At 70.7% G+C, this 25,056-nt stretch carries 23 protein-coding genes; 4 read left to right on the top strand and 19 right to left on the bottom strand.

Annotated elements, in window-relative coordinates; translation table 11 throughout:
- Positions 1-3: 3 nt before the first annotated feature.
- The 17 genes from ACVKXF_RS09010 to ybaK form a co-directional block, all read right to left on the bottom strand.
- Positions 4-2,328 carry a RelA/SpoT family protein gene (locus tag ACVKXF_RS09010; RefSeq protein WP_260233029.1) on the bottom strand — a complete coding sequence of 775 codons (2,325 nt, stop codon included), beginning with the start codon at positions 2,326-2,328 and terminating at the stop codon, positions 4-6.
- Between the two features lie 69 nt (positions 2,329-2,397).
- Positions 2,398-2,745: a rhodanese-like domain-containing protein gene (locus ACVKXF_RS09005; RefSeq protein WP_456795517.1), complete on the bottom strand. Its 348-nt coding sequence runs from the start codon at positions 2,743-2,745 to the stop codon at positions 2,398-2,400.
- Complete coding sequence (gene secF, locus ACVKXF_RS09000) at positions 2,745-3,752, bottom strand: protein translocase subunit SecF (RefSeq protein WP_456795516.1); 1,008 nt, start codon at positions 3,750-3,752, stop codon at positions 2,745-2,747. The genes ACVKXF_RS09005 and secF overlap by 1 nt, the downstream gene beginning before the upstream one ends.
- Complete coding sequence (secD, locus tag ACVKXF_RS08995) at positions 3,752-5,503, bottom strand: protein translocase subunit SecD (protein ID WP_396288408.1); 1,752 nt, start codon at positions 5,501-5,503, stop codon at positions 3,752-3,754. The genes secF and secD overlap by 1 nt, the downstream gene beginning before the upstream one ends.
- A gap of 92 nt (positions 5,504-5,595) precedes the next feature.
- Positions 5,596-5,997: a preprotein translocase subunit YajC gene (locus ACVKXF_RS08990; RefSeq protein WP_123312632.1), complete on the bottom strand. Its 402-nt coding sequence runs from the start codon at positions 5,995-5,997 to the stop codon at positions 5,596-5,598.
- Positions 5,998-6,088: 91 nt separating this feature from the next.
- Positions 6,089-7,132, bottom strand: coding sequence for a Holliday junction branch migration DNA helicase RuvB (ruvB, locus tag ACVKXF_RS08985; protein WP_123312633.1), 1,044 nt, complete (start codon positions 7,130-7,132; stop codon positions 6,089-6,091).
- On the bottom strand, positions 7,129-7,749 hold the full coding sequence (ruvA, locus tag ACVKXF_RS08980; RefSeq protein WP_456795515.1) for a Holliday junction branch migration protein RuvA: 621 nt from the start codon (positions 7,747-7,749) through the stop codon (positions 7,129-7,131). The genes ruvB and ruvA overlap by 4 nt, the downstream gene beginning before the upstream one ends.
- Positions 7,746-8,390 (bottom strand): crossover junction endodeoxyribonuclease RuvC, encoded by a 645-nt coding sequence (ruvC, locus tag ACVKXF_RS08975; protein ID WP_123312635.1) that lies wholly within the window; start codon positions 8,388-8,390, stop codon positions 7,746-7,748. Before ruvC ends, ruvA begins: the two co-directional genes overlap by 4 nt.
- Positions 8,391-8,392: 2 nt before the next feature.
- Positions 8,393-9,160: a YebC/PmpR family DNA-binding transcriptional regulator gene (locus tag ACVKXF_RS08970; protein WP_123312636.1), complete on the bottom strand. Its 768-nt coding sequence runs from the start codon at positions 9,158-9,160 to the stop codon at positions 8,393-8,395.
- Between the two features lie 118 nt (positions 9,161-9,278).
- Positions 9,279-9,890: a pyridoxal 5'-phosphate synthase glutaminase subunit PdxT gene (pdxT, locus tag ACVKXF_RS08965; protein ID WP_456795514.1), complete on the bottom strand. Its 612-nt coding sequence runs from the start codon at positions 9,888-9,890 to the stop codon at positions 9,279-9,281.
- Complete coding sequence (pdxS, locus tag ACVKXF_RS08960) at positions 9,880-10,800, bottom strand: pyridoxal 5'-phosphate synthase lyase subunit PdxS (protein ID WP_111084046.1); 921 nt, start codon at positions 10,798-10,800, stop codon at positions 9,880-9,882. Before pdxS ends, pdxT begins: the two co-directional genes overlap by 11 nt.
- Before the next feature lie 13 nt (positions 10,801-10,813).
- The gene (locus tag ACVKXF_RS08955) at positions 10,814-11,383 is read right to left on the bottom strand and encodes an HIT family protein (protein WP_123671781.1); all 570 of its coding nucleotides are present in this window, start codon (positions 11,381-11,383) and stop codon (positions 10,814-10,816) included.
- Positions 11,383-13,404, bottom strand: coding sequence for a threonine--tRNA ligase (gene thrS / locus ACVKXF_RS08950; protein ID WP_396288401.1), 2,022 nt, complete (start codon positions 13,402-13,404; stop codon positions 11,383-11,385). The genes ACVKXF_RS08955 and thrS overlap by 1 nt, the downstream gene beginning before the upstream one ends.
- A 55-nt stretch (positions 13,405-13,459) precedes the next feature.
- On the bottom strand, positions 13,460-14,002 hold the full coding sequence (locus ACVKXF_RS08945; protein ID WP_456795513.1) for an adenine phosphoribosyltransferase: 543 nt from the start codon (positions 14,000-14,002) through the stop codon (positions 13,460-13,462).
- A gap of 238 nt (positions 14,003-14,240) precedes the next feature.
- Positions 14,241-14,474, bottom strand: a complete 234-nt coding sequence (locus ACVKXF_RS08940) for a hypothetical protein (protein WP_148061754.1) — start codon at positions 14,472-14,474, stop codon at positions 14,241-14,243.
- Positions 14,475-15,299: 825 nt separating this feature from the next.
- Positions 15,300-17,903 (bottom strand): ATP-dependent Clp protease ATP-binding subunit, encoded by a 2,604-nt coding sequence (locus tag ACVKXF_RS08935; protein ID WP_456795512.1) that lies wholly within the window; start codon positions 17,901-17,903, stop codon positions 15,300-15,302.
- A 95-nt stretch (positions 17,904-17,998) separates the two neighbouring features.
- Positions 17,999-18,484 (bottom strand): Cys-tRNA(Pro) deacylase, encoded by a 486-nt coding sequence (ybaK, locus tag ACVKXF_RS08930; protein ID WP_456795511.1) that lies wholly within the window; start codon positions 18,482-18,484, stop codon positions 17,999-18,001.
- Between the two features lie 66 nt (positions 18,485-18,550).
- Here ybaK and ACVKXF_RS08925 point away from each other — a divergent pair, with 66 nt between their 5' ends.
- Complete coding sequence (locus ACVKXF_RS08925; protein WP_456795510.1) at positions 18,551-18,856, top strand: DUF6412 domain-containing protein; 306 nt, start codon at positions 18,551-18,553, stop codon at positions 18,854-18,856.
- 63 nt (positions 18,857-18,919) lie between these two features.
- Complete coding sequence (locus ACVKXF_RS08920; protein ID WP_456795509.1) at positions 18,920-19,663, top strand: YidC/Oxa1 family membrane protein insertase; 744 nt, start codon at positions 18,920-18,922, stop codon at positions 19,661-19,663.
- Between the two features lie 16 nt (positions 19,664-19,679).
- Here ACVKXF_RS08920 and ACVKXF_RS08915 read toward each other — a convergent pair whose 3' ends face one another.
- Positions 19,680-19,895 carry a hypothetical protein gene (locus ACVKXF_RS08915; protein ID WP_111084054.1) on the bottom strand — a complete coding sequence of 72 codons (216 nt, stop codon included), beginning with the start codon at positions 19,893-19,895 and terminating at the stop codon, positions 19,680-19,682.
- A 95-nt stretch (positions 19,896-19,990) separates the two neighbouring features.
- Here ACVKXF_RS08915 and ACVKXF_RS08910 point away from each other — a divergent pair, with 95 nt between their 5' ends.
- Positions 19,991-20,935 (top strand): hypothetical protein, encoded by a 945-nt coding sequence (locus tag ACVKXF_RS08910; RefSeq protein WP_456795508.1) that lies wholly within the window; start codon positions 19,991-19,993, stop codon positions 20,933-20,935.
- A gap of 228 nt (positions 20,936-21,163) precedes the next feature.
- Positions 21,164-22,525: an MFS transporter gene (locus ACVKXF_RS08905; protein WP_123312647.1), complete on the top strand. Its 1,362-nt coding sequence runs from the start codon at positions 21,164-21,166 to the stop codon at positions 22,523-22,525.
- Between the two features lie 389 nt (positions 22,526-22,914).
- Here the strand turns inward: ACVKXF_RS08905 and ACVKXF_RS08900 are convergent, their stop codons facing one another.
- On the bottom strand, positions 22,915-24,987 hold the full coding sequence (locus ACVKXF_RS08900; RefSeq protein WP_456795507.1) for a carboxypeptidase regulatory-like domain-containing protein: 2,073 nt from the start codon (positions 24,985-24,987) through the stop codon (positions 22,915-22,917).
- Positions 24,988-25,056: the final 69 nt, after the last annotated feature.

Here is a 25,056-nt window from a genome sequence, read left to right as displayed (position 1 = left end):
CGCTCAGCCGGCGCTGACGCGGTAGACGTCGTAGACCGCGTCGATCCGCCGGACGGCGTTCAGCACCCGGTCGAGGTGGATGGTGTCGCCCATCTCGAACACGAAGCGACTGAGCGCGAGCCGGTCGGACGAGGTCGAGACCGTCGCGGACAGGATGTTGACGTGGTGGTCGGTCAGCACCCGGGTGACGTCGCTCAGCAGCCCCGACCGATCGAGGGCCTCGATCTGGATCTGGACGAGGAACACCGACTTCGACGACGGCGCCCACTCGACCTCGATCATCCGGTCCGGCTCGTTCATCAGGGACTTGACGTTCGTGCACGACGACTGGTGCACCGAGACGCCCTGGCCGCGGGTGATGAACCCGACGATCTGGTCGCCCGGCACCGGGGTGCAGCACTTCGCGAGCTTCACCAGGATGTCCGGCGCACCGCGCACCAGCACGCCGCTGTCACTCGTGCGGAGCTGGCGGCTCGTGACCTGGCGGGGGAACGTGAGCTCCGGCTCGTCGGTCTCGGTGTCGCTCTGGACGCTGCCCAGGACCTTCTCGATGACGGACTGGGTCGACACGTGCCCTTCGCCGACCGCGGCGTACAGGGCCGAGACGTCGTCGTACCGCATCGACGAGGCGACCTCGGCGATGGTGTCCTGGCTCATGATCCGCTGGAGGGGCAGGTTCTGCTTGCGCACGGCGCGGGCGATGGCGTCGCGCCCCTGCTCGACCGCCTCTTCGCGACGCTCCTTGGTGAACCACTGCTTGATCTTGTTGCGGGCCCGCGGGCTCTTGACGAACTTGAGCCAGTCCTGCGAGGGCCCGGAGTCGGGGTTCTTCGACGTGAAGATCTCGACGACGTCACCGCTCGACAACGAACTCTCGAGCGGCACCAGTCGACCGTTGACCTTGGCGCCCATGGTGCGGTGCCCGACCTCGGTGTGGACCGCGTACGCGAAGTCGACCGGGGTGGCGCCGGCGGGGAGTCCGATGACCTTGCCCTGCGGCGTGAAGACGTAGGTCTCCTTCGCGCCGATCTCGTAGCGGAGGGAGTCGAGGAACTCCCCCGGGTCGCTCGTCTCCGCCTGCCAGTCGGTGATGTGGGCGAGCCACGCCATGTCCTGGTCGTCGGTGGTCGACGAGGTGCCGACGTCGCGGCCGGCAGCGCGCTGCTTGTACTTCCAGTGCGCGGCGACACCGAACTCGGCACGCTGGTGCATCTCGTGCGTGCGGATCTGGATCTCGACGGGGCGCCCCTGCGGCCCGAGCACGCTGGTGTGCAGCGACTGGTACAGGTTGAACTTCGGCGTCGCGATGTAGTCCTTGAACCGGCCGGGCAGCGGCGTCCACCGGGCGTGCACCGAGCCGAGCATCGCGTAGCAGTCGCGCACCGTCGGCACGAGCACCCGGATGCCGACGAGGTCGTAGATCTCGTCGAACTCGCGACCCCGCACGATCATCTTCTGGTAGATCGAGTAGTACTGCTTCGGCCGCCCCATGACCTCGCCGCGGACCTTCGCGGCCTTCAGGTCCTTCTTGAGGGTGCCGATGACGTTCTGGACGAACTGCTCGCGCTTCGGCTGCCGTTCCTTGACCAGGCTGTCGATCTCGACGTAGAGCTTCGGGTGCAGGACCGCGAACGACAGGTCCTCGAGCTCGAGCTTGATCATCTGGATGCCGAGCCGGTGCGCGAGGGGCGCGTAGATCTCGAGCGTCTCCTTCGCCTTGCGGGTGGCGGAGGTGGACTCGACGAAACCCCAGGTGCGGGCGTTGTGCAGTCGGTCGGCGAGCTTGATGACGAGCACGCGGATGTCCTTCGACATCGCGATGACCATCTTGCGGACGGTCTCGGCCTGGGCGCTGTCGCCGTACTTGACCTTGTCGAGCTTCGTGACGCCGTCGACGAGCATGGCGATCTCGTCGCCGAAGTCGACCTGCAGCTGGTCGAGCTGGTAGTCGGTGTCCTCGACGGTGTCGTGCAGCAGCGCCGCAGCGATCGTGATCGGCCCGATGCCGAGGTCGGCGAGGATCTGGGCGACGGCCACCGGGTGCGTGATGTACGGCTCGCCGGACTTGCGCTTCTGACCGTCGTGCGCGCGCTCGGCGACCGAGTAGGCGCGCTCGATGAGGGTGACGTCGGCCTTCGGGTGGTGCGACCGCACCGTGCGGATCAGGGTGTCCACGGCACCTGCCGGCTGGGCGCGCGAGAACAGGCGCGGGAGCAGCGAGCGGAGGGAACCGAGGTTGCCCGTCGTGTTCGGGCCGAGGGGGCTGGTCGGGCGCTGTGCGGACCCGGGGCGACTCGGCGCAGACGGCTCTTCGCGGGTGTCCGTCATGATGCGCCTCCCAGGACTCGGTCCGAGAGCTCGATCCGAGCTCGATCCGACAACACTACGCGCGTCCGGTCAGTGCTCGTGACCCGGTTCGCCCTGGGCGTCGCGGACCACAGGGGCACCGGACTGCTCCCAGGCGACCATGCCGCCGGTCAGGTTGACCGCGGAGACGCCGGACTGCTCGAGGGCTGCGACCACGCGTGACGAACGGGCGCCCGAGTGGCAGACGATGATCGCCGGCTCGTCGCCGCCGTCGATCTCCTGCCACCGGTTCACCAGCTCGGACATCGGCACGAGCGTGGCCTGAGGCGCGTGGACCTCGTCCCACTCCCCCTGCTCGCGGACGTCGAACAGTCGTGCGCCGGACTCCAGTCGACGTCGCGCCTCGGCGACGTCGACCTCGGTGATCTCGATCGGCATCAGACGTCCGCCGTGGCCGCGGCGTCGACCTCGCGCTGGCGCTTGGCCGCCGCTTCGGTCTTCTTCGCGTCGGCCTGCTTGATCTTCGGCTCGTTCTCGCGCAGGTGGGCGTACATCGGCGACGCGATGAAGATCGTCGAGTAGGTCCCGACGATGATGCCGATGAACAGTGCGAGCGAGATGTCGCGGAGGGTCCCCGCGCCGAGCACGTACGACCCGATGAACAGGATCGCCGCGACGGGCAGCAGTGCCACGACCGAGGTGTTGATCGAGCGGACGAGCGTCTGGTTCACCGCGAGGTTCACGGATTGCTTGAAGGTCCGGATCGACTCCTGCGCGGTGTTCTCGCGCACCTTGTCGAACACCACCACGGTGTCGTAGAGCGAGTAGCCGAGGATCGTCAGGAATCCGATCACGGCCGCGGGCGTGACCTCGAGCCCGACGATGCCGTAGACGCCCGCCGTGATCAGCAGGTCGTGCAGCAGCGCCGCCATCGCCGACAGCGACATCTTCCAGGTGCGGAAGTACAGCGTCATGAACACGGCGGCCAGGGCGAGGAAGATCACCAGACCGCGGATGGCCTGGGCCAGCACGTCGGCACCCCACGTGGCACCGATGAAGGTCGCGGCGACCTGGCTCTGCGGCACGTCGTACGCCTCGGCCAGGGCGTCCTGCACCTCGGTCGTCTGGCGGTCGGTGAGCTGGCCGGTCTGCACGCGGATGCCGTGCGTCCCGAGCTGGGAGACGCGCGGGATCTCGTCCGAGACGACCCGCTCGACGGTGTCGGTCGCGATGCTCTGGTCGGTGTTCTTGACGTCCGACAGGGTGAACTCGGAGCCGCCGGTGAACTCGATGCCGAGCTGGTACCCGCCGCGCAGCCACGGGGTGGCGAGCGAGATCACGATCATGATGAGCGCGATGAGGTACCAGGTCTTGCGTCGTCCGATGATGTCGTACGACCGCTTGCCCGTGTAGAGGTCGCTGCCGAACTGGCTGAAGCTGGCCATCAGTCGTCCTTCCCGTCCGGCGTGGAGCCGTTGTCGCCGGAGGCCTGCTGGGCCTTCCGCTCCGCGATCGTCTGTCGGCGCTGCGCCTCACCGGCGCTGCGCTGGCGCTTGCCGTCCACCACGGGAGCGCGGAACTGCGCGCGCCCCTTGTAGACAGCACCGAGCGCCGCCGGGTCGAGCCCGCTGAACCTGTGCCCCTCGCCGAAGAACCGGCTGCGGGAGATGAGCTGCATCATCGGGTGGGTGAAGAGCGCGACCACCACGATGTCGATCAGCGTCGTGAGGAGGAGCGTGAACGCGAAGCCCTTCACGTCGGCGACGGCGAGCACGTACAGGGTGACGGCTGCGAGGAAGTTCACCGCGTCGGACGCCAGGATCGTGCGGAGTGCGCGCTTCCAGCCGGACTCGACCGCGCTCTCGAGGGCACGGCCGTCGCGGAGTTCGTCACGGATGCGTTCGAAGTACACGATGAACGAGTCCGCCGTGATGCCGATCGCGACGATCAGACCCGCCACACCCGCCAACGACAGGCGGTAGTCGACGCGCCAGGACATGATCGCGATGACCAGGTAGGTCAGCACCGCGGCGACCCCGAGTGACAGCACCGTGACGAACGCGAGCGCCCGGTACTGGATGACGGAGTAGATGATCACCAGGACGAGCCCGATCAGGCCCGCGACGAGACCACCGATGAGCTGGGCGGTGCCGAGCGTCGCCGAGATGTTCTCGTTCGACTGCACCTGGAAGTTGATCGGCAGCGCACCGTACTTGAGCTGGTCGGCGAGGGTCTTCGACGACTCGGCCGTGAACGAACCGGTGATCTGCGCCTTGCCGTTGGTGATGGCGGAGTTCGTGGACGGGGCCGTGATGACCGAGCCGTCGAGCACGATCGCGAACTGGTTCTGCGGCGCCTGCAGCGAGACGAGACGGTTCGTGACGGTGCGGAAGTCCTTCGTGCCCTGTCCGTCGAAGGTCAGGTTGACGGCCCACTGGCCCGTCGAGGTGCCCTGCGAGTCGGTGGCCAGACCCGAGGTGGCGTTGCTGATGTTCGCACCGGAGACCTCGACCGGACCGAGGATGTACTTCGCGGCACCGTCGGCGTCACAGGTGACGAGGGGCTCGTCGTCCGGAGCGGAGGTGACGTCGTCCGGGGCGGCGCAGTTGTAGTTCGTGTAGAGGTCCTGGAGCGCCGGGGTCACCCAGTTGACGTCGCTGCCGTTCGTCGGCTTCGCGCTCGGCGTCGCCGCGAGCGAGGCGGGCGGCGAGTACGGCGTCGGCGAGGCGGTGGACTTCCCGTCGTCACCGACGGCGGAGTTCGTCGCGGCCTCGGTGAAGAGCACCGGGCGGAACGTCAGCTTCGCCGCTGCCTCGATGCGGTCGATCGTGGCCTTGTCGGGCCGACCGGGGATCGACACGACGATGTTGTTCGCACCCTGCGTGTTGATCTCGGTCTCGGAGACGCCGGTGGCGTTGATGCGCTGGCGGATGATCTCCACCGCCTGCTGCAGCTGCTGCGAGGTGACCGAGTCGCCCTCGGTGTTCTGCGCCGCCAGGGTCAGCTGCGTGCCGCCCTGCAGGTCCAGTGCGAGCTCCGGGACCCAGCTCGCGCCCTGGTACCACTTGTCCGTGTCGTCCTTCGAGCTGCCGGCGAGGATCGACGCGGCGGTGTTCAGGCCGGCGAGGATCGCCATCAGGATCACCAACCAGGTGAGCGAGCGCAGCGCCTTCTTGACGGGTGTCGATCGTGCCACCGGTCGTCTCGTCTTTCTGTTCAGGACCATCGGCACTCAGGCGCGACGGCAGAGGGAAGCCGCCGGGTCAGACGACCCGGCGGCCGAGGGCGTCAGTCGTCGGACTTGCGCTTCGTGGCGTCGGTCTCGTCGAGGCGGTCGTTGTCGACCCGCTCGCCGTAGACCGGCTCCCCGTTGAGTTCGGCGACGGGCTTGGCCTCGTCCTCCGGCGTCGCGGTGGTCTCGATGTCCGAGGCGCTGTCGTCGACGACGCGCGACAGGGTCTGACGGTGCACCGTGACGACCGTGCCCGGTGCGATCTCGACGTCGGCGGTGACCTTCTCGTCGTCGACCGAGAGGAGCGTGCCGTACAGGCCGAAGGACAGCATCACGCGAGCACCCGGCACCATCTTGGTGGCGAGCTCGCCCTGCTGCTTCTTGCGCTTGCGGCTGTTGTAGAACATGAAGGCCGCGAACGCCACGACGATGACGATGAGGATGACTTCTTGACCCATGATGCAGTTGCCTTCTCTGGTTGCTCGGTTTCGGGCCGTAGCAGTCTAGGGCACGCCACTGTGCGTGGCATGTCACCCGACCGATCGGCCGCTAGTCGGTGGTGTCTGCGTCGTCGAACAGGCCCGGGAGCGGTCCGACGCCCTGCCCCGGCGTGAGGCCGAGGTGCCGCCACGCGACCGGCGTCGCGATGCGGCCGCGCGGGGTGCGCGTGACCAGACCGACCCGGACGAGGAAGGGTTCGACGACCGACTCGATGGTCTCGGACTCTTCGCCGACCGACACCGCGAGGGTGTTCAGTCCCACCGGTCCGCCGTCGAAGCGGGTCAGCATGATCTCGACCACGGCGCGGTCGAGGCGGTCGAGCCCGAGCTCGTCGACGTCGTAGAGGTCGAGCGCGCCCTGGACGGCAGCCATGCCGTCCGTGGTGCGGTGCACGAGGGCGTAGTCACGGACCCGGCGGAGCAGCCGGTTCGCGATGCGCGGGGTGCCGCGGGAGCGCCCGGCGATCTCGCGCAGCGCGGACCGGTCGATGTCGAGTTCGAGCAGGTGGGCGGCGCGGATCAGGACCTGCTCGAGCTCGTCCTTCTCGTAGAACTCGAGGTGTGCCGTGAAGCCGAAGCGGTCACGGAGCGGGTTCGGCAGCAGGCCGGCGCGGGTGGTGGCGCCGACCAGGGTGAACGGTGCGAGGTCGAGCGGGATGCTCGTCGCGCCGGCGCCCTTGCCGACCATGACGTCGATCCGGAAGTCCTCCATCGCCAGGTAGAGCATCTCCTCTGCCGAGCGCGCCATCCGGTGGATCTCGTCGATGAACAGGACCTCGCCCGGCACGAGAGAGGACAGCACGGCCGCGAGGTCGCCGGCGTGCTGGATCGCGGGCCCGCTCGACATCCGCAGGGGACGACCGGTCTCGTGCGCGACGATCATCGCGAGTGTGGTCTTGCCGAGGCCGGGAGGACCCGCCATCAGGATGTGGTCCGGGGTGCGGTCCTGCATGCCGGCGGCCTTGAGCAGCAGGTCGAGCTGCCCGCGCACCTTGCGCTGCCCGACGAACTCGTCGAGCGACCGCGGACGGAGGGCTCCCTCGAAGGCGAGTTCCTCCTGCGACTCGGCTCCGGCTGACGTGATGCCGCTCATCGACCGGCACCGGCGGGCCGGAGCGCACCGAGCGCGGCGCGGAGCAGCGCCTGCGTGCCCATGGCCGCGGCCCCGGGCTCGTTCGCGACGGTCTCGTCGACGGCGGTCTGTGCGGCGTCCTCGCGCCAGCCGAGGCCGATCAGTGCGGAGACGACGTCGATGGCTGCCGGGTGCGCGGCGGTGCCCCGACCGGCGGTGACGACGGCGGCCTGCTCGAACGCGGCGAGCTTGCCGGTGAGCGCGAGGATGATGAGCTTCGCGGTCTTCGGGCCGATGCCGGAGACCTTGCGGAAGGCGCCGTCGTCGTCCTTCGCGACGGCGTTGGCGACCTGCGACGGGTCCATGTGGGCGAGGACGCCCATCGCGGACTTCGGCCCGACGCCCGTGACGCTGCGCAGCAGGTCGAAGACCTGGAGGGCGTCGGTCGACTCGAAGCCGAAGAGCAGGTGCTCGTCCTCGCGCACGATCATCGCCGTGCGGACGAACACCTCGGCCCCGTGGCGCATCGTCAGCGCGTGGGCCGGGGTCACGGTGACGGCGTACCCGACTCCCCCGGCCTCGATCACCACGGCGGAACCGGCGATGTCGATGCAGGTACCCCGGAGACTCGCGATCATGCCCCGAGCCTACGGCTGCCCACCGACGCGGCCGACGAGCCACGCGGTCGTGCCGCGGCAGCGGCCGCACGGGCGAGCGGGGAGTCGACGGTGCCGCCCTGTGCATCGCGCCAGGCACGCTGTGCCGGGGTGAGGTTCGTGGCACGCTCGCCGGCGACGTCAGGTGATCCGAGCCTCCAGGCATGGCACACGGCCAGCGCGAGCGCATCGGCGGCGTCGGCCGGCTTCGGGGCCTCGTCCAGACCGAGCACGCGCGCGATCATGGTCTGCACCTGGCGCTTGTCGGCGTTGCCGTAGCCGGTGACGGCCGCCTTGACCTCGGACGGGGTGTGCAGGCCGACCGGCAGTCCGCGCGCCGCGGCGGCGTGCAGGGCCAGACCGGCCGCCTGGGCGGTCCCCATCACGGTGCGGACGTTCGCCTGGGCGAACACGCGCTCCACGGCGACGGCGTCCGGGTGGTGCTCGTCGATCTCGGCGGCGATGCCGTCGGCGATGCGGAGCAGCCGCTGTTCGAGCGGCATGTCCGCCGGGGTGCGCACGACCGTCACGTGGACGAGCCGTGCGCGCCGGTTCGGTGCGACCTCGACGACGCCGACGCCGCACCGGGTGAGCCCGGGGTCCACCCCGAGCACACGGAGCACGCTTACTCGCCCTCGTCCTCGTCGAGCTCGGCCTGGACGTCCGCCGGCACCTCGAAGTTCGCGTAGACGTTCTGCACGTCGTCGCTGTCCTCGAGCGCGTCGATCAGGCGGAAGACCTTGCGGGCGGTCTCGGCGTCGACCGGCACCTTGAGGCCGGGCACGAACTCGGCGTCGGCCGAGTCGTAGTCGATGCCGGCGTCCTGCAGCGCGGTGCGGGCCGCGACGAGGTCGCTCGCCTCGGTGATGATCTCGAAGCCGCCGCCCTGGTCGATGACGTCCTCGACACCGGCGTCGAGCACGGCGGTCATGACGGTGTCCTCGTCGAGGCCGTCGACCTTCGTGACCGAGATGACGCCCTTGCGCGAGAAGTTGTAGGCGACGCTGCCCGGGTCGGCCATGGTGCCACCGTTGCGGGACATCGCCGTCCGGACCTCGGCCGCTGCGCGGTTCTTGTTGTCGGTGAGGCACTCGATCAGCATCGCGACGCCGTTCGGGGCGTAGCCCTCGTACATGATCGTCGTGTACTCGATCGACTCACCGGTCAGGCCGGCACCGCGCTTGACGGCACGGTCGATGTTGTCGTTCGGGACCGAGGTCTTCTTGGCCTTCTGGATCGCGTCGACCAGCGTCGGGTTGCCCGACAGGTCGGCGCCGCCCATCTTCGCGGCGACCTCGATGTTCTTGATGAGCTTGGCGAACGACTTGGCACGGCGGCCGTCGATGACGGCCTTCTTGTGCTTGGTCGTCGCCCACTTGGAATGCCCGGACACGGTTCTCCTTGCGTCTTGCGGAAAGTCGGGGTCAGTTTACCCAGCCGGGAGGCCCGGCGCCGCCCCGCCCCGCCGGTGCGGGCGCGCAGGCGGCCGGGCCCAGGGCGCGCGGCTCACGTCAGGCGCTGCGCACCATGGCGAGGAAGCGGCGGTGGAACCGGTCCTCGCCGGCGACCTCGGGGTGGAACGCACTCGCGAGCACGTTGCCCTGCTGCACCGCGACGACCTGCCCGTCCGCCAACGCGCCGAGGACCTGGACGCCGGGTCCGTGCTGCTCGACGACGGGGGCACGGATGAAGACCGCGTGCACCGGGGCGTCGCCGAGTTCGGGCATCGGGACGTCGACCTCGAACGAGTCGTTCTGGCTGCCGAACGCGTTCCGTCGCACCGTGGTGTCGAGCACGTCGAGGGTCTGCTGCCCGCTGATGCCGTCGGTGATCCGTGACGACAGCATGATCATGCCGGCACAGGTCCCGTACGTCGGCAGGCCCCCACGGATCGCCTCGGCGAGGGGCTCGGCGACGCCGAACGCCCGGGACAGCTTGTCCATCGCGCTCGATTCGCCGCCGGGGATCACGACGCCGTCGAGGGCCGCGATCTCCTCGGGTCGACGGAGCGGCACGACGTCGGCGCCGAGTTCCGTCAACGAGGCGATGTGTTCGCGGAAGTCACCCTGCAGTGCCAGGACCCCGATGCGGGGCCGAGCGCCGCCCGTCGTGCTACCAGCCACGCTCGGCGAGGCGGTGCGGTGCGGGGACGTCGGCGACGTTGATGCCGACCATCGCCTCACCCAGGCCACGCGAGACCTCGGCGATGACCTTGGGGTCGTCGTGGAACGTCACGGCCTTGACGATCGCCGCGGCACGCTTCGCCGGGTCGCCGGACTTGAAGATGCCGGAGCCGACGAACACGCCGTCCGCGCCGAGCTGCATCATCATCGCGGCGTCGGCCGGGGTAGCGACGCCGCCGGCGGTGAAGAGCACGACGGGGAGCTTGCCGGTGCGGGCGACCTCGCGCACGATCTCGAACGGCGCCTGCAGTTCCTTGGCGGCGACGTAGAGCTCGTCTTCCTTGAGGTGGCGCAGCGCCGCGATCTCCTTGTTGATCGTGCGGATGTGCTTCGTGGCCTCGGACACGTCACCCGTGCCCGCCTCGCCCTTGGAACGGATCATCGCAGCGCCCTCGGTGATGCGACGGAGCGCCTCGCCCAGCTCGGTGGCACCGCAGACGAACGGCGTGGTGAAGTTCCACTTGTCGATGTGGTTGACGTAGTCGGCGGGCGAGAGCACCTCGGACTCGTCGATGTAGTCGACGCCGAGCTCCTGCAGCACCTGCGCCTCGACGAAGTGGCCGATGCGGGCCTTCGCCATGACGGGGATCGACACGGCGGCGATGATCTCCTCGATCATCGACGGGTCGGACATGCGGGCGACGCCGCCCTGTGCGCGGATGTCGGCGGGGACGCGCTCGAGGGCCATGACCGCGGTCGCGCCGGCTTCTTCCGCGATGCGGGCCTGCTCGGCGTCGACGACGTCCATGATGACGCCGCCCTTGAGCATCTCGGCGAGGCCGCGCTTGACGCGGTCGGAGCCGGTGATCGAGGTGCCAGGGGTGCCGGAGGTGCTGGTGCTGTCGCTCATGATGCCGATCAGTCTAGTCCGCTGCCGGCCAGCCCTCGGCGACCAGTCGGCGGGTGTCCCCGAGCATCTGGGACATCGACTTCGTCCGCGCGATGATCGGGAAGAAGTTCGCGTCGGACTGCCACCGCGGCACGATGTGCTGGTGCAGGTGCGCGGCGATGCCGGCCCCCGCGACCTCGCCCTGGTTCATGCCGATGTTGAAGCCGTCGCAGTGCGACACGGCACGCAGGACCCGCATCGCGGTCTGGGTGAGTTCGCCCATCTCGCGGAGCTCGTCCGGTGTGGCCTCGTCGTAGAGCGGCACGTGGCGGTACGGGCAGACGAGCAGGTGTCCGTTGTTGTAGGGGAACAGGTTGAGCAGCACGTAGGCGTGCTCGCCCCGCGCGACGATGAGGGCGTCCTCGTCGGACTTCCGCGGTGCCTCGCAGAACGGGCAGTCGTCGGCGTGCCCGCGACCCGTGCCCTCGCGCCCGGCGTCGATGTACGCCATCCGGTGCGGGTTCCACAGGCGCTGGAAGGCATCCGGGACGGCCGCTCCGGTGGCGGCGTCCCGGATGACCAGCGGGTCCTGCTCGTCCGTCATCAGACCTGCGCGCGCTCGCGGATCGCCGTCAGGATGCGGTCGACCGCCTCGTCCACGGGCACGGCGTTGTCCTGCCGTCCGTCGCGGAAGCGGAACGACACCGCCCCAGCGTCGCGGTCGTCGCCGCCCGCGATGAGCTGGAACGGCACCTTCGCCTTGGTGTGCGTGCGGATCTTCTTCTGCATGCGGTCGTCCGAGTGGTCGACCTCGGCGCGGACGCCGTGCGAGCGGAGCTTCGCGACGACCTCGTCGAGGTAGTCGCCGTACTCGGCAGCGACGGGGATGCCGACGACCTGCACCGGGGAGAGCCAGGCCGGGAAGGCGCCCGCGTAGTGCTCGGTCAGCACGCCGAAGAACCGCTCGATCGAGCCGAACAGCGCGCGGTGGATCATCACCGGGCGCTGACGGGAGCCGTCGGCCGCGGTGTAGTCGATGCCGAAGCGCTCGGGCAGGTTGAAGTCGAGCTGCACGGTCGACATCTGCCACGTGCGGCCGATGGCGTCACGCGCCTGCACCGAGATCTTCGGGCCGTAGAACGCGGCGCCGGCGGGGTCGGGCACGAGTTCCAGGCCGGATTCCTCGGCGACCTCGCGCAGGGTGTTCGTGGCGACGTCCCAGACCTCGTCGTCGCCGACGTACTTCTCCGGGTCCTTCGTGGAGAGCTCGAGGTAGAAGTCGTCGAGGCCGTAGTCGCGCAGCAGCGAGAGCACGAACTCGAGGGTCGTGGTCAGCTCCTCCTTCATCTTCTCCTGCGTGGTGAAGATGTGGGCGTCGTCCTGGGTCATGCCGCGCACGCGAGTGAGGCCGTGGATGACGCCGGACTTCTCGTTGCGGTAGACCGTGCCGAACTCGAACATGCGCAACGGCAGGTCGCGGTAGGAGCGCGGTTGCGACCGGTACGCCAGGATGTGCATCGGGCAGTTCATCGGCTTGAGGTAGTAGTCGGCACCCTGCCGCGTGACGTTGCCGTCCTCGTCCTTGGCCTCGTCCATGTGCATGGCCGGGAACATGCCGTCCTTGTACCAGCCGAGGTGCCCGGAGGTCTCGAACAGGTCGCCCTTGGTGATGTGCGGCGTGTAGACGAATGAGTAGCCGTTCTCCTCGTGCCGGCGACGCGAGTAGTCCTCCATCTCGCGGCGGATGATGCCGCCCTTGGGGTGGAAGATCGCCAGGCCGGAACCGATCTCGTCGGGGAACGAGAAGAGGTCGAGCTCGGCACCGAGCTTGCGGTGGTCGCGCTTCGCGGCTTCCTCGAGGCGGACGAGGTACGCCTTGAGCTGGTCCTTGTCGGGCCACGCGGTGCCGTAGATGCGCTGCAGCTGCGGGTTCTTCTCCGAGCCGCGCCAGTACGCGGCGGCGACGCGCATGAGCTTCGCGGCGTTGCCGATCCACCGGGTGTGCGGCACGTGCGGACCGCGGCAGAGGTCCTGCCAGACGACCTCGCCCGACTTCGGGTCGACGTTCTCGTACACGGTGAGCTCGCCGGCGCCGACCTCGACGCTCTCGCCGGAGTCGCCGTCCGTCGCCGCGCCCTTGAGCCCGATGAGTTCCTGCTTGTACGGCTCCCCCGCCATCAGTTCGCGCGCCTGCTCGTCGGTGACGACCACGCGGCGGAAGCGCTGGGCCTGCTTGACGATGCGGTCCATGCCCTTCTCGATGGCCTTGAGGTCCTCGGGGGTGAAGGGCTCGGCGACGTCGAAGTCGTAGTAGAAGCCGTCGGTGACGGGCGGCCCGATGCCGAGCTTGGCGTCGGGGTTGATCTGCTGGACGGCCTGCGCCAGCACATGCGCGGCCGAGTGACGGAGGATGTCGAGTCCGTCCTGCTCCTGCAGGGTGACGGCCTCGGCGGTCTCGCCGGCCTGGACGTCGGCAGCGAGGTCCTTCAGGACACCGTCGACACGGATCGCGACGACGCCGCGCTCACCGTCGAAGAGCTCGGTGCCCGTCGTGGTGGTCGTCGCGGTCCGGGGCTCGGGTGCCTGGGGAAGCTCTGCGGGCGCGGGTGCGACTGACTCGGTCACGATGATGGGACTCCTCGATCGAAATGGTGCGTCAAGACTAGTGCGCGCGCGGCGGTCAGGCGGGCACGGCGCCGAGCGTGGTGACGGGCAGTCGGGGCTCGAGCCGCTCGCGTCCGTTCAGCCCGTCGAGCTCGAGCAGCGCGGCGAAACCGATGGCCTCGTACCCGGCACGCTCGAGCAGCGTGATGGTCGCAGCGCCGGTCCCGCCGGTGGCCAGGACGTCGTCGACGACGAGCACCCGCGTGCCGGCCGGCAGTTGGCCGGGACGCAGCTCCAGCTCGGCCTCGCCGTACTCGAGCGCGTACTGCTCGCTGAGGACCTCGCCCGGCAGCTTGCCGGCCTTGCGCACGGTGAGCACGCCCACCTGGTGCTGGGCGGCGATGCCACCGGCGAGGGCGAAGCCACGGGCCTCGATGCCGGCGACGGCGTCGAACCCGGCGCCGACCGCGAACGGCGCGGCGAGTGCCTCGCACACGCGGCCGAACGCCACGGCGTCCGAGAACACCGGCGTCACGTCACGGAACAGCACCCCCGGCTTCGGGAAGTCCGGGACGACGGCGGTCAGGCGTTCGACGAGTGCAGCTGCGGTTTCGGTCACCCATCAACGGTACGGGAGGCCCGGGGTGCGTCCGGACGCCCCGCACGGTGCGAGGGATGTCGCCTCGTGCGGGGCCGACCGTCCGCTGCACGGTGCGGGTTCCGTCGGACGGTTCACCGAGGGCGGCTCGGTGCGAGGTTGTTTCCTCGCACCGAGCCGTTCCGGCCGCACGGGCTCCGGAATGACGCACCGTGCGTGCTTGACGCTGACGGCAGCGACGGCGACGCGGCGCCGCGGGTCAGCGCCACATCCGCATGGCGGCGCCCTGGGTGATCCAGTCGGCCTCGCGCTGCTGGCGTTCGCGCTCCGTGCGGGCCAGCGTGGCGAGGTCGACCTCGGGCCGCTCCTTGCGGGTGCGTCGGCTCCAGATGATGAGCGACATCCCGACCCGGAGTGCGATGCGGTCGGCGAGTGAGACCCGGCGGCGCACCGCGCGGGTATCGGGTGGACGGGTGGTGGTCTTCGTGGACACGGTGATCCCCTTCAGGGCATGGCAGAGCTGCCCGGGTGTCGGGCATGACGAAACCGCCCGGATCGCGGGCAGCGAGAATTGAATGCGTGGGAATGCACTCCGGGATGGTCCGGAAATGTTCGGACAACGATCGCGGAATGCACGTCGACCCCGAGAGCGTCGCACTGCCCACCGACATTCTTCCGGCGTCGTCCGTACAGATCGGACGGGACGCACCAACGTGCCGTCGAGCCGTTCGTCGGACGAACGAACCGGTGCTGCACAAGCCTGATCGGCTCAGCGCACGGCGCCCGGAGGCACAGATGTCAGGAGAGTGGGACGCTCCGGGTCAGCGGACGCGGAACGGGGTACCGACGCGTCCACGGATTCCACGGAACGGAGTGGTCGTTGTGATCATCATGGTCGGCCCCCTTTCGGTCTCGAGCTGGCGGATTCGTCCGGGTCGAATGTTCGACCGTTCGCGACGAGTGAACACTATCGGCACCGCAATTCAGAGCGCAACCCCTTTTCCGGAAAAGATCCGGAATTGCATTCCCGAACAGGATGATCACGGTGCGAGGTTGGTGTACTCGTGTCGACGAGCAGGCTGCGTGCCGAGTTCCCGTCGTGCACCGGAGCAGGGCCTCCCGGCTGCACCGTGCGTCGTCAGCGGACCGGTGGCAGCCTGCGCGCTCGGTGCGGGATCGCAGGCACGCACGGAGCGGGCAACCTCGCACCGTGTGACGGAGCACGCACGGTGCGCGGCGGCGGCGCGCATGGCGGCGGTCCGCGCACGCCGAAGGCCCGGCACCGAACCGGTACCGGGCCCTCGTGGTCGGACGGCTGCTACAGCGCGGCGGGTTCCACCACGGCCGCCGTCAGCACGTCGTCCACGACGTCGATCCGCACGGTGTCCCCGGCGGTCGCGCCACCGTCGACCACGAGCGTCGCGATGCGGTCGTCGACCTCGCGCTGGATGAGCCGGCGGAGCGGACGGGCGCCGTACTCGGGTTCGTACCCGTGCTCGGCGAGCCAGTCGACCGCGGCGTCCGACACGGAGAGCACCATGTCCTGCGCGACGAGCCGCAGCGCCGTGTCCTGCAGCAGCAGCGCCACGATCGACGCGATCTGCGACCGGTCGAGCTTGCGGAAGAGCACGATCTCGTCGATGCGGTTGATGAACTCCGGCCGCATCGCCTCGCGCAGCTTGCCCATCACACGGGCACGGAGGTCATCCTCGGCGTAGCCGTCGGTCGTGCCGACCGGCGCGAACCCGAGGGCGCCCGACCGCGAGGCCAGGAACTCCGAGCCGATGTTCGACGTCATGATGACGACGGTGTTCCGGAAGTCCACCGTGCGCCCCTGGCCGTCGGTCAGTCGACCGTCGTCCAGCACCTGCAGCAGCAGGTTGAACACGTCGGGGTGGGCCTTCTCGACCTCGTCGAGCAGGATCACCGAGTACGGGTTGCGGCGCACACGCTCGGTGAGCTGTCCGGCCTCGTCGTACCCGACGTACCCGGGAGGCGCACCGACCAGGCGCGAGACGGTGTGGCGTTCGCCGAACTCGCTCATGTCGAAGCGGAGCATGGCGGACTCGTCACCGAACAGCGACGACGCGAGGGCCTTCGCCAGCTCGGTCTTGCCGACGCCGGTCGGGCCGAGGAACAGGAAGCTGCCGACCGGTCGGCGTTGGTCGCCCATGCCGGTGCGGCTGCGCCGGACGGCCTTCGCGATCGCCGCGACGGCGTCGTCCTGGCCGACGACGCGCTCGTGCAGCTCCTGCTCGAGCACGGCGAGCCGTGAACGGTCGCCCTGGGTCAGGCGCGTCGCCGGGATGCCGGTGGCACGCGACACCACGCCCGCGATGTCGCGTTCCGTGATCGAGTTGCCCACTGATTCCGGACGGGAGGCGCGCCCAGCGTCCGCCGACGTGGCGGCGGTGATCCGGGCCTCCAGTCCGACCGTCTCGTCGCGCAGGCGCGACGCCTCTTCGTACCGTTCCTCGGCGACCGCGCGGTCCTTCTCGGCGAGCAGCTCGGCGACCTGGTCGCGTAGGGCCTCGACGTCGACGTCACCCGAGCGGGCGAGCCGGCGACGGGCGCCGGCCTGGTCGATGAGGTCGATGGCCTTGTCCGGCAGGTGCCGGTCCGTGACGTAGCGGTGTGAGAGCTCGACGGCGGCGCGGAGCGACTCCGGCGTGTAGACGACGCCGTGGTGCTCCTCGTACCGGGGTGCGAGGCCGGTCAGGATCGCGACGGCGTCCTCGACACTCGGCTCCCCGACCGTGACCGGCTGGAAGCGACGCTCGAGTGCGGCGTCCTTCTCGATCCGGCGGTACTCGTTCAGGGTGGTCGCGCCGACCAGGTGCAGGTCGCCGCGGGCGAGCCGGGGCTTGAGGATGTTGCCGGCGTCCATCGAGCCGCCCTCACCGCCGCCACCGGCGCCGACGACGGTGTGCAGCTCGTCGACGAAGACGATGAGCTCGTCGGCGTGCGCCGCGATCTCGTCCATGGCCTTCGTCAGGCGCTCCTCGAAGTCGCCGCGGTACCGCGTGCCGGCGAGCATGCCGGGCAGGTCGAGTGCGACGACCCGCTTGTCCTGCAGCAGGGACGGGACGTCGCCGTCGACGATGCGCTGCGCGAGTCCCTCGACGATGGCGGTCTTGCCGACGCCGGGCTCGCCGATCAGGACGGGGTTGTTCTTGGTGCGGCGGAGCAGGATCTCGACCGCCTGTTCGATCTCGTCGGCACGACCGATCACCGGGTCGATGCGGCCGTCACGGGCCCGCGCGGTGAGGTCGGTGCCGAACTGGTCGAGGGTCGGGGTGTCGCTGTCGGTCTCGGTCGTGCCGGGTGCGGTGTCGGTTCCGGGCATGGGGCGCCCCTCTCGTGCTGCTGCCGCGGCCTGCTGGGCGTAGTCCTGCATGGCCTGCGGGGTGACACCGGCGCTGGCGAGCAGCTGCCCGGTGACGGTCTCCTGGTCGGTCACGAGCGCGAAGAAGACGTGCTCGGGGTCGGTGTAGGTGCTGCCGAAGCCCCGCGCGGCCTGGGTGGCCTCGACGAGGATGCGCTGCGCCGTGGCGGTGAGGGCCGGGCGGCCGGTCTGCTCGGCCTGCGGCTCGCGCGCCATCGGCAGGCGCTGCTCGATCTCGGCGGCGAGGCGCTCGGGGTCGACCCCGGCGGAACGGACGACGGCGTCGAACGGTTCGGTGCGGACGAGCACGTGCAGCAGGTGCAGTGCGTCGACCTCGCGCTGTCCCTGCGACACCGCGTACTCGGCGGTGTGCTGGAGCAGCTCGTGGGTACGGCGGCTGAGGAGCCGCGTGATGTCCACCGGTCGGCCGAACGCACGGACGCGCTGCGGGTCGCCGGTGTTCTGCGCCGCGAGGAGTCGGGCGAGGAACTCGTCGAACGAGTCACTGCCGCTGGTCGGGCCGAACGTCTCTGGCAAAGGGACCTCCTGGGAACTTGAGTGCCTTCGACTCAATGCAACGCAGGAGAACCAGGGTCATTCCCGGTCCGGAGAGAAACTTGCGGCGACCCGACTCAGGTCCGCGCGATCGCAGCGGAGACCGCGTCGGTGACCCGCGCGAGGTCGGCCGGCGCGACCTCGATGTCGAACCCGCGGCGACCACCGGAGATGAAGATGCTGTCGTACGCCAGCGCCGACTCGTCGAGGACGGTCCGGATCCGGGACTTCTGGCCGACCGGGCTGATCCCGCCGACGACGTACCCGGTGCGCTTCTCGGCGAGGGCCGGATCGGCCAGCGTCGCCTTCTTCCCGCCGACGGCCGCGGCGATGGCCTTGAGGTCGAGCCGGTTCGCCACCGGCACGATCGCCACCGCCAGTGCGCCGTCGACCGACACCACCAGGGTCTTGAAGACCTGCTCCTCGCGGAGTCCCAGGGCGGCGGCGGCCTCTTCGCCGAAGTTCGTGGCGCTCTCGTGGTGGTCGTACACGTGCGGCGTGTACGACACCCCGGCTCGGTCGAGCGCGACGGTCGCTGGGGTGCTCGGCGAACCTGCGGTCATGCGCCGATCCTCTCCCGTGCTCCCGTCCTGTCCGTGGCGGCACGCGGGCGTTACGCTGAACCGACCATGACCGTCGCCCTGCTGATCCTCCGCGCCGCCGCCGCGCTCGTGCTCGGTGCGCCAGCAGTCGGCGACCCCGCGGGCGGTGTCCTGCCGCTCCTGGCGGTCGCCGCGCTCGGTCTGACGGCCGTCGCCGTGGCGGTGCTCGTCGCGCAGGTGCTCGCCACGGTGCTCGCCGCGGTGCTCGGACTCGGCACGACGGTCGTCGAGCGCGACGCGGTCCCCGACCTGGTGACGCGCATCGCGTGGAGCCACCCCGATGCCGACGGGCACGTCCGATCGCGTGCTCCGGGAGTCGTCGCCCCGGCCTGACCACCCATCGGTGGCCGGGCCCGTCGCGACCCCTGCTCTGCACCACCACCGATCGGAACCGTCATGGACCTGTCCACCCTGCCCCTCGTCGGCCCGCTGCTGCACGGCGGCGCGGACCTCGTCGCCGCCCTGACCGCGGCGCTCTCCCCCGTCGCCGGCTCGTTCGCCGCGGCGATCGCCGTCGTGCTGCTCACCCTCGCCGTCCGAGCCGTGCTCGTCCCGCTGTCCGTGCTGCAGGTCCGGGCGGAGCGCGACCGGCGTCGGCTCGCGCCGCAGCTCGCCGCGCTGCGGAAGCGCCACGGGAAGAACGCCGAGCAGCTGCAGCGCGCTGTCCAGCAGCTCTACACGAACGAGAAGGTCTCACCCCTCGCCGGCTGCCTGCCCGTCCTCGCGCAGGCTCCGGTGCTGTCCCTCGTCTACGCCCTGTTCACGCACGCGTCGATCGGCGGCACGGCCAACGCCCTGCTCGAGGCCACCCTGGTCGGCATCCCGCTCGGACACTCGCTGATCGTCACGCTGACGTCGCCGCTCTGGGTGCACGCCTGGGTCGTGGTGCTGTTGCTCGCCGTGCTCGCCGTCGTGGTGGAGCTCAGCCGTCGGGCGAACCTGCGCTGGAACCCGCTGCCCACGTCGGAGCCGGGCGCGCAGGTGCCCGGTGCCGCCGCCACCGCGGCGATCGGGCGGTTCGCACCGTTCATCACGGTCGTGTTCGCCGCGATCGCGCCGCTCGCCGCCGCGCTGTACGTCGTGACGAGCGCCGCGTGGACGGCAGGTGAGCGCGCGGTGTTGCGCCGGGCGATCCGGTAGCGCGGACGGGATCCGGTCAGCCGCCCTGGCCCTCCTGCTGCGGTCCCTGGTCGACCGGGTCGTACTCGGTACCGCGGCCTTGCTCCTCGTCGGCGGTCGGCACGTGGCGCTCCGTGCCGGTCCCGCCGGGGCTCGTCGCGACGTAGTCCGCCTCGCCCGACTGGGTGTCGTGGCTCAGCGGCTCGAGGGTCTCCGGGTCGGCGTCGTGCCGCGGTTCGGGTTCGGTGCTCATGGGTCACGCCTACTCCCCTCGTTCTGGGTGCGCGCCGCCGTCCGCGCAGTGCCACGATGAAGGGAGTCCACGCGACCGGCAGATCGGGAGTGCGCATGGCCCACGACGACGTGGCAGCGGAACGGGCACGGCTCGAGGCCGTCGCCTGGGGAGCGGGATCGAGCCCCGCCGACGCGGCGCGCGCCCGGATCGCGCTGCAGGACCTGGCGAGCGGGCGGCGGTCCGGTGGTCGGCGGGCGGTCGCGGGTGTCGCGTCCGCCTCGGGGTCGGGCGAGCGGTCGGGAGGCACGGCCCCCGCCAGCGCGCAGGTCGCGTCCCCCGAACGGTCGGCTCCACCGCCCGTGCCCGCGCCGGAGCGCTCGCCGGAGCGGTCGGCTCCGGAGCGCCCGACGGCTGCTGCCGAGCCGGAGTCGTCCCTGCGGACGCCGGCCGGACCGTGGGCGGCGACCGACGCCCGGGAACCCGAGCGTGTCGACGACGCGAGTGGTGACGGCGGGGGCGAGTCGGGCCTCCCGGTCGAACCGAAGCGACGGTCCGGGTGGCGCACGCTGCTCTGGACGGAACGGCCGCGCGTCTGGGTCGCGCTCGGCGCGGCGGCGGCGGTCGGGGTCGCGTTCGCTGCCGGCACCGTCGTCGGGCCCGTGCGTGGCGACGTGGCGGCGGCACCGAGCGTCACGCCCACGGCGGGCACGGTCACGCTCGAGCAGCTGCTCGACGTGCCGCAGACCTACGCCGACCAGCTGCCGGGGCCGGTGGAGGCGCCGGTGAGCCTGCACTCCACGCGGCTCGTGTTCACGAACCGGGCGCTCGACGGCAGCTCGTTCGACACGCCGTGGGCCGTGTGGGCCGGGATCGGCACCGACCGGTCGACGATCTGCCTCGTCGCGACGGCGAACCGGATCGAGTCGTCGACGGCGTGCTTCCCGCGCGAGGCGGCGCTGCACGGTTCGGTGTCGATGTCGGCGCAGTCGATGAGCGGGACGCTGACGATCGCGCTGCGCGGCGGCGGGGTGCAGGGGCGGGTGACGAACGAGAACTGAGCGGGCGCCGCTCCTCGTCGGTCCGAGTGTTGGAGCGCTCCGAGAATCTCGTCCGACCCCCTCGCGGGCTGCGGTCCATCGTGCAACACTGGATGAGCGCACTCGCCGTGGAGTCGTACCCACATCACCCACATCCACAGCGAGCGCGCCCCGCAGACCCTCCGGTCACCGTCGTTCCCCGAACGGCACCGTCGCGCGCTCGCCCGTGCCCCGGAGGAGGTCAGCAGCGTGTCCACCAACACCACCACCTCGGCCGTGTCGACGAACACGCGGCCGATCACCGTCACCACCCAGTCCATCGTCGGCATCGCCGTGCTCGGGCTGGCCACGTTCTTCGCCATCACCACCGAGCTCATGCCCGTCGGGTTGCTCGGCACGATGAGCGCCGACCTCGGCGTCTCCGAGGCCACCATGGGCATCGTCGTCACCGTGTACGCCGGGGCCGTGGCGCTCCTGGCGCTGCCGCTCACCGCCTTCACCGCGAAGCTCCCCCGCAAGGCCGTGCTCGTGTCGACGCTCGTCGGCTACACGGTCTCGAACCTCATGATCGCGTTCGCACCGTCCTTCGCCGTCGTCTGCGCCGGCCGAGTGGTCGGCGGCGTCGCGCACGCGTTGTTCTTCTCGGTCGCCTCGGCGTACGCCACCCGGATCGTGCCGCCGCGCCTGGCCGGTCGGGCGATCGCGTTCGTGTACTCGGGCAGCTCGCTCGGCTTCGTGCTCGGCGTGCCCGTCGCCACCTGGGTCGCGCAGCACATCGGCTGGCGTCCCGCCGTGTTCTCGATCGGTGTCGCCGCCGCCGTGCTCGCCGCCGTGGCACTGCTGTTCCTGCCCGCCGTCAGCGGTGCGTCCTCGCCGCACATCGGGTCCCCGAAGGCCTGGGCGCGCACCGGCCTGCTGTCCGTCGTGATCGCCGACCTGCTCCTGTTCGCCGGGCACTACGTCGTCTACACCTACGTCGGGCCCTACGCGATCGACGCCGGACTCGACGCCTCGATGGTGAGTGGTGCGCTGCTCGTGCTCGGCGGCACCGGGGTGATCGGCCTCTGGCTCGCGGGGATGTTCGTCGACCGGGCTCCCCGGCAGACCCTCATCGCCGCCGTCGCCGTGATGGCCGCCGCGTTCGCCGCGATGCCGTTCGTGCACGGCTCCCTCGTCGGCACGATGGTCGTCGCCGGCGTGTGGATGGCCGCCAACGGCACGACCGGCACGCTCTTCATGGCGGCGGCGATCCGCTCCGGGGGCGTCTCCCCCGACATCGCCGGTGCGCTCATCAACGGTGCGTCGAACATCGGCATCGCCGGCGGCGCGGCCATCGGCGGGCAGGCGCTCGGGATCGTCGGGCTGCAGTACCTGCCGTTCGCCGGGGGCGCCGTGCTGCTCGGGTCGCTCGGGGTCGTCGTCCTGGCGCGTCGGGGCTTCCCGGTGCACTCGGTCGGGCAGGAGCACCTGTCGACGTCGTCGATCGAGGCGATCACGTCCTCGCTCGCGGTGGTCACCACGTCGGTGCCCGTCGTCGGTCGGGCGATCCAGACACTGACGGGTTCGGTGGCGACGGTCACGGGGTCGCACCGCACGCACCGCACGCAGTAGCCCGGGCGCGGGGGCGGGCGCGTGCGCGTCGTCGTCGGGCGCGTACCCGTGCCCGTGCGGCGCCGAGGTTCCAAAATCTCGGCATCTCGACGGTCCTGGCGGCCATCCGTGGAACCTCGGCGGTGGGGCGGCGGCATGTCGTGGAACCTCGGCGGCGAGACCCGGGCGTGTCGTCGTCGCGGCGGAGGGCGGCGGCGTGTGGCGAGGGGCCGCGGCGACATGCCGTCCGCGCGGCGATGAGGTTCCACGAACTGCCGTTCGCGTTGCGTTGAGGTTCCACGAACTGCCGTTCGGGACACCGAGATGGGCAGATTTCGGAACCTCGGGGCGCGCACCGACGATGAAGGGCGGGCCGGCATCGCGCCGGGCCCGCCCTTCGTCGTGACCGATCAGTCCTGCAGGTGGCTCCGGCGACGGTTGCGCACCGCGCGGTAGGTCAGGAGCGCCGCACCGAGCAGCACGAGCACCCCGGCCGCGATGAGCCCCGGCTTCAGGTCGGCGCCCGTGTAGGCGAGGGGTCCACCGTCACCGACGTCACCCGAACCAGCGGCCGGCGCGTTGCCCGAGCCCCCGGCAGCGGGCACGGTCGGGACCGCCGTCGGCGAAGTGCTCGGAGCACTGGGCGACGGCGACGGCGCCGGGGTGACCGCGGCGTCGACCACGAAGGCCAGCGGCGTCGCAGCACCGTCCTCGGGCGTGACGACGGTCGCCGGGGTGGCGCCGTCGACGTCGACGGTGATCACGTACTCGGTCGTCGGCTGGAGGCCGGTCAGGTCGAAGACGCCGTCCTCGTCGGTCGAGACGGTGACGGCGTCGCCGGCGTCGTCCTCGGTCGGGGTGGCGACGACCTCGACGTCGGCGATCGGGTCACCGTTCGTGTCGACCACGGTGCCGGGCTGGTCGGTCGTGACGACCTCGGGCTCGGCGGCCGACGTGAACGGCAGGTCCGACCGCACGCTGGTGCCGGCCAGCGCCTCGATGCCGGTGTTCGCGGTGTCGCCGGTCGCACCCGCAGCGGGGACCACCGTGCGGACCGTGTAGGTGCCGGTCACCGTGGCGAAGACGTAGCGGCCGTCGGCGTCGGTGGTGTCCGAGCCGACCACGGCACCGTTCTCGTCGAGGAGTTCCACGACGACGCCGGCTGGGACGGGTGTCCCGTCGAGCGACACGACACCGGTCACGGTGGCGATCACGGCGGGCGGGGCGACGATCGGCTCGGGCTCGGCCGGTGCGGCACCGGCATCACCCGTGGTGATCGACACGGGCGGTTCGCCGGCCACCGAGACCTCCACAGCGGTGTCCGCGGGCAGGTCGGATGCGGTGTACACGCCGTCGCTGTTCGTCGTGGTCTCGATCGGGTCGCCCCCGGGGACGTCGATGACGACGGGCACGTTCGCCGCGGGGTGGTCGTCCTCGTCGGTCACCGTCCCGATGACCGCGACGGTCTCCGGCGGCGACGTGAACGCGAAGTCGGCGGTCCGGTCGGTCCCGACTCGGTCGCCGCTGATCGCCAGGTTGACCCCGGTCACGGAGGATGAGCCGACAGCTCCGGACGGCGCGGTGACCTCGACGCTGTAGTTCGCGATCACCGGCAACTGCGGGAACACGTAGTTGCCGTCGGCGTCGGTCGTCGTCGTGTACACGGTGCCGCGCGGCGCGGTCACGGTGACGGTGGCGCCGGGGATCGCCGCGCCGTCGAGCGTCGCGGTGCCGCTGATCGCCGCCGTGCGGTTGGCGAACCAGGTCTGGTAGACGGGGAACCCGCTGCGCTGTTGGTACGTGATCGTCAGGCTGGTCAGCGAGACGGTCGGGGTGAACCAGGCGGAGGCACCCGCGGTGTCCGACGCGGCGGCGTTGCCGGTCAGGGTGCGGGTCGCTTCGTCCCAGATCGGCTCGTCCTGACCGGTCGTGCCGTCCGGGTCGGGCGTGCACGACCAGCCGCCCGGCGACGGTGCGGCCGAGCACGAGTTGTAGGACCCCTCGTAGCCGAGCTGCTCCGCGGTCGCCGCGCCCCCACCGGCCACCGTGGCCGAGATCGTGGCCTGGTCGGCGTCGATGTCGCCCAGGACGAACGACCAGCTCTGTGCGCCGGGCGTCGCGCCGTCGAACGTGTAGGTGGTGGTCGACGCGCCGGCCGTGGTGGGCGAGTCGGCGAACGGCCGCTGGTTCATGTACGTCTGCGCCCGACTCGTGCCGTAGACCGCGCCCGACGGTGTCCCTGCCGACTGCCAGGTCGACGCGCCGCTGATGACCGTCGACTGCCACGAGTTCGAGGTGAACGTCGTGGCGGGGAACCCGGGCAACGTCATCGTGCCGGTGTACGCCTTCGACGCGCCGCTCAGCGTGAACGTGCCCCAGTTGCCCGCCGGTTCCGCCGAGGCGCTCGTCGCGCCGCCGATCGCGAGTCCTGCTCCGAGTGCGAGGGCGGTGAGCCCCGCCGTGACCGCGCGCCAGCGCCGCATGTGTACTCCCCTGGTGGTCGCGTCGGCCCTCCCGACGCCCGGCCAGGTTATCCACGGCCCCGTGCGCGT

Source organism: Curtobacterium sp. PvP017, assembly GCF_054060195.1.
Note: the sequence above shows the minus strand (reverse complement) of the source record. Positions and strands in the feature narration are given on the sequence as shown.

Coding starts and splice junctions, on each gene's coding strand:
- ACVKXF_RS09010 (WP_260233029.1), bottom strand. CDS start 2,328: ATGACGGACACCCGCGAAGAGCCGTCTGCGCCGAGTCGCCCCGGGTCC.
- ACVKXF_RS09005 (WP_456795517.1), bottom strand. CDS start 2,745: ATGCCGATCGAGATCACCGAGGTCGACGTCGCCGAGGCGCGACGTCGA.
- secF (WP_456795516.1), bottom strand. CDS start 3,752: ATGGCCAGCTTCAGCCAGTTCGGCAGCGACCTCTACACGGGCAAGCGG.
- ACVKXF_RS08990 (WP_123312632.1), bottom strand. CDS start 5,997: ATGGGTCAAGAAGTCATCCTCATCGTCATCGTCGTGGCGTTCGCGGCC.
- ruvB (WP_123312633.1), bottom strand. CDS start 7,132: ATGAGCGGCATCACGTCAGCCGGAGCCGAGTCGCAGGAGGAACTCGCC.
- ruvA (WP_456795515.1), bottom strand. CDS start 7,749: ATGATCGCGAGTCTCCGGGGTACCTGCATCGACATCGCCGGTTCCGCC.
- pdxS (WP_111084046.1), bottom strand. CDS start 10,800: ATGAGCGACAGCACCAGCACCTCCGGCACCCCTGGCACCTCGATCACC.
- ACVKXF_RS08955 (WP_123671781.1), bottom strand. CDS start 11,383: ATGACGGACGAGCAGGACCCGCTGGTCATCCGGGACGCCGCCACCGGA.
- ybaK (WP_456795511.1), bottom strand. CDS start 18,484: ATGACCGCAGGTTCGCCGAGCACCCCAGCGACCGTCGCGCTCGACCGA.
- ACVKXF_RS08925 (WP_456795510.1), top strand. CDS start 18,551: ATGACCGTCGCCCTGCTGATCCTCCGCGCCGCCGCCGCGCTCGTGCTC.
- ACVKXF_RS08920 (WP_456795509.1), top strand. CDS start 18,920: ATGGACCTGTCCACCCTGCCCCTCGTCGGCCCGCTGCTGCACGGCGGC.
- ACVKXF_RS08915 (WP_111084054.1), bottom strand. CDS start 19,895: ATGAGCACCGAACCCGAACCGCGGCACGACGCCGACCCGGAGACCCTC.
- ACVKXF_RS08910 (WP_456795508.1), top strand. CDS start 19,991: ATGGCCCACGACGACGTGGCAGCGGAACGGGCACGGCTCGAGGCCGTC.
- ACVKXF_RS08900 (WP_456795507.1), bottom strand. CDS start 24,987: ATGCGGCGCTGGCGCGCGGTCACGGCGGGGCTCACCGCCCTCGCACTC.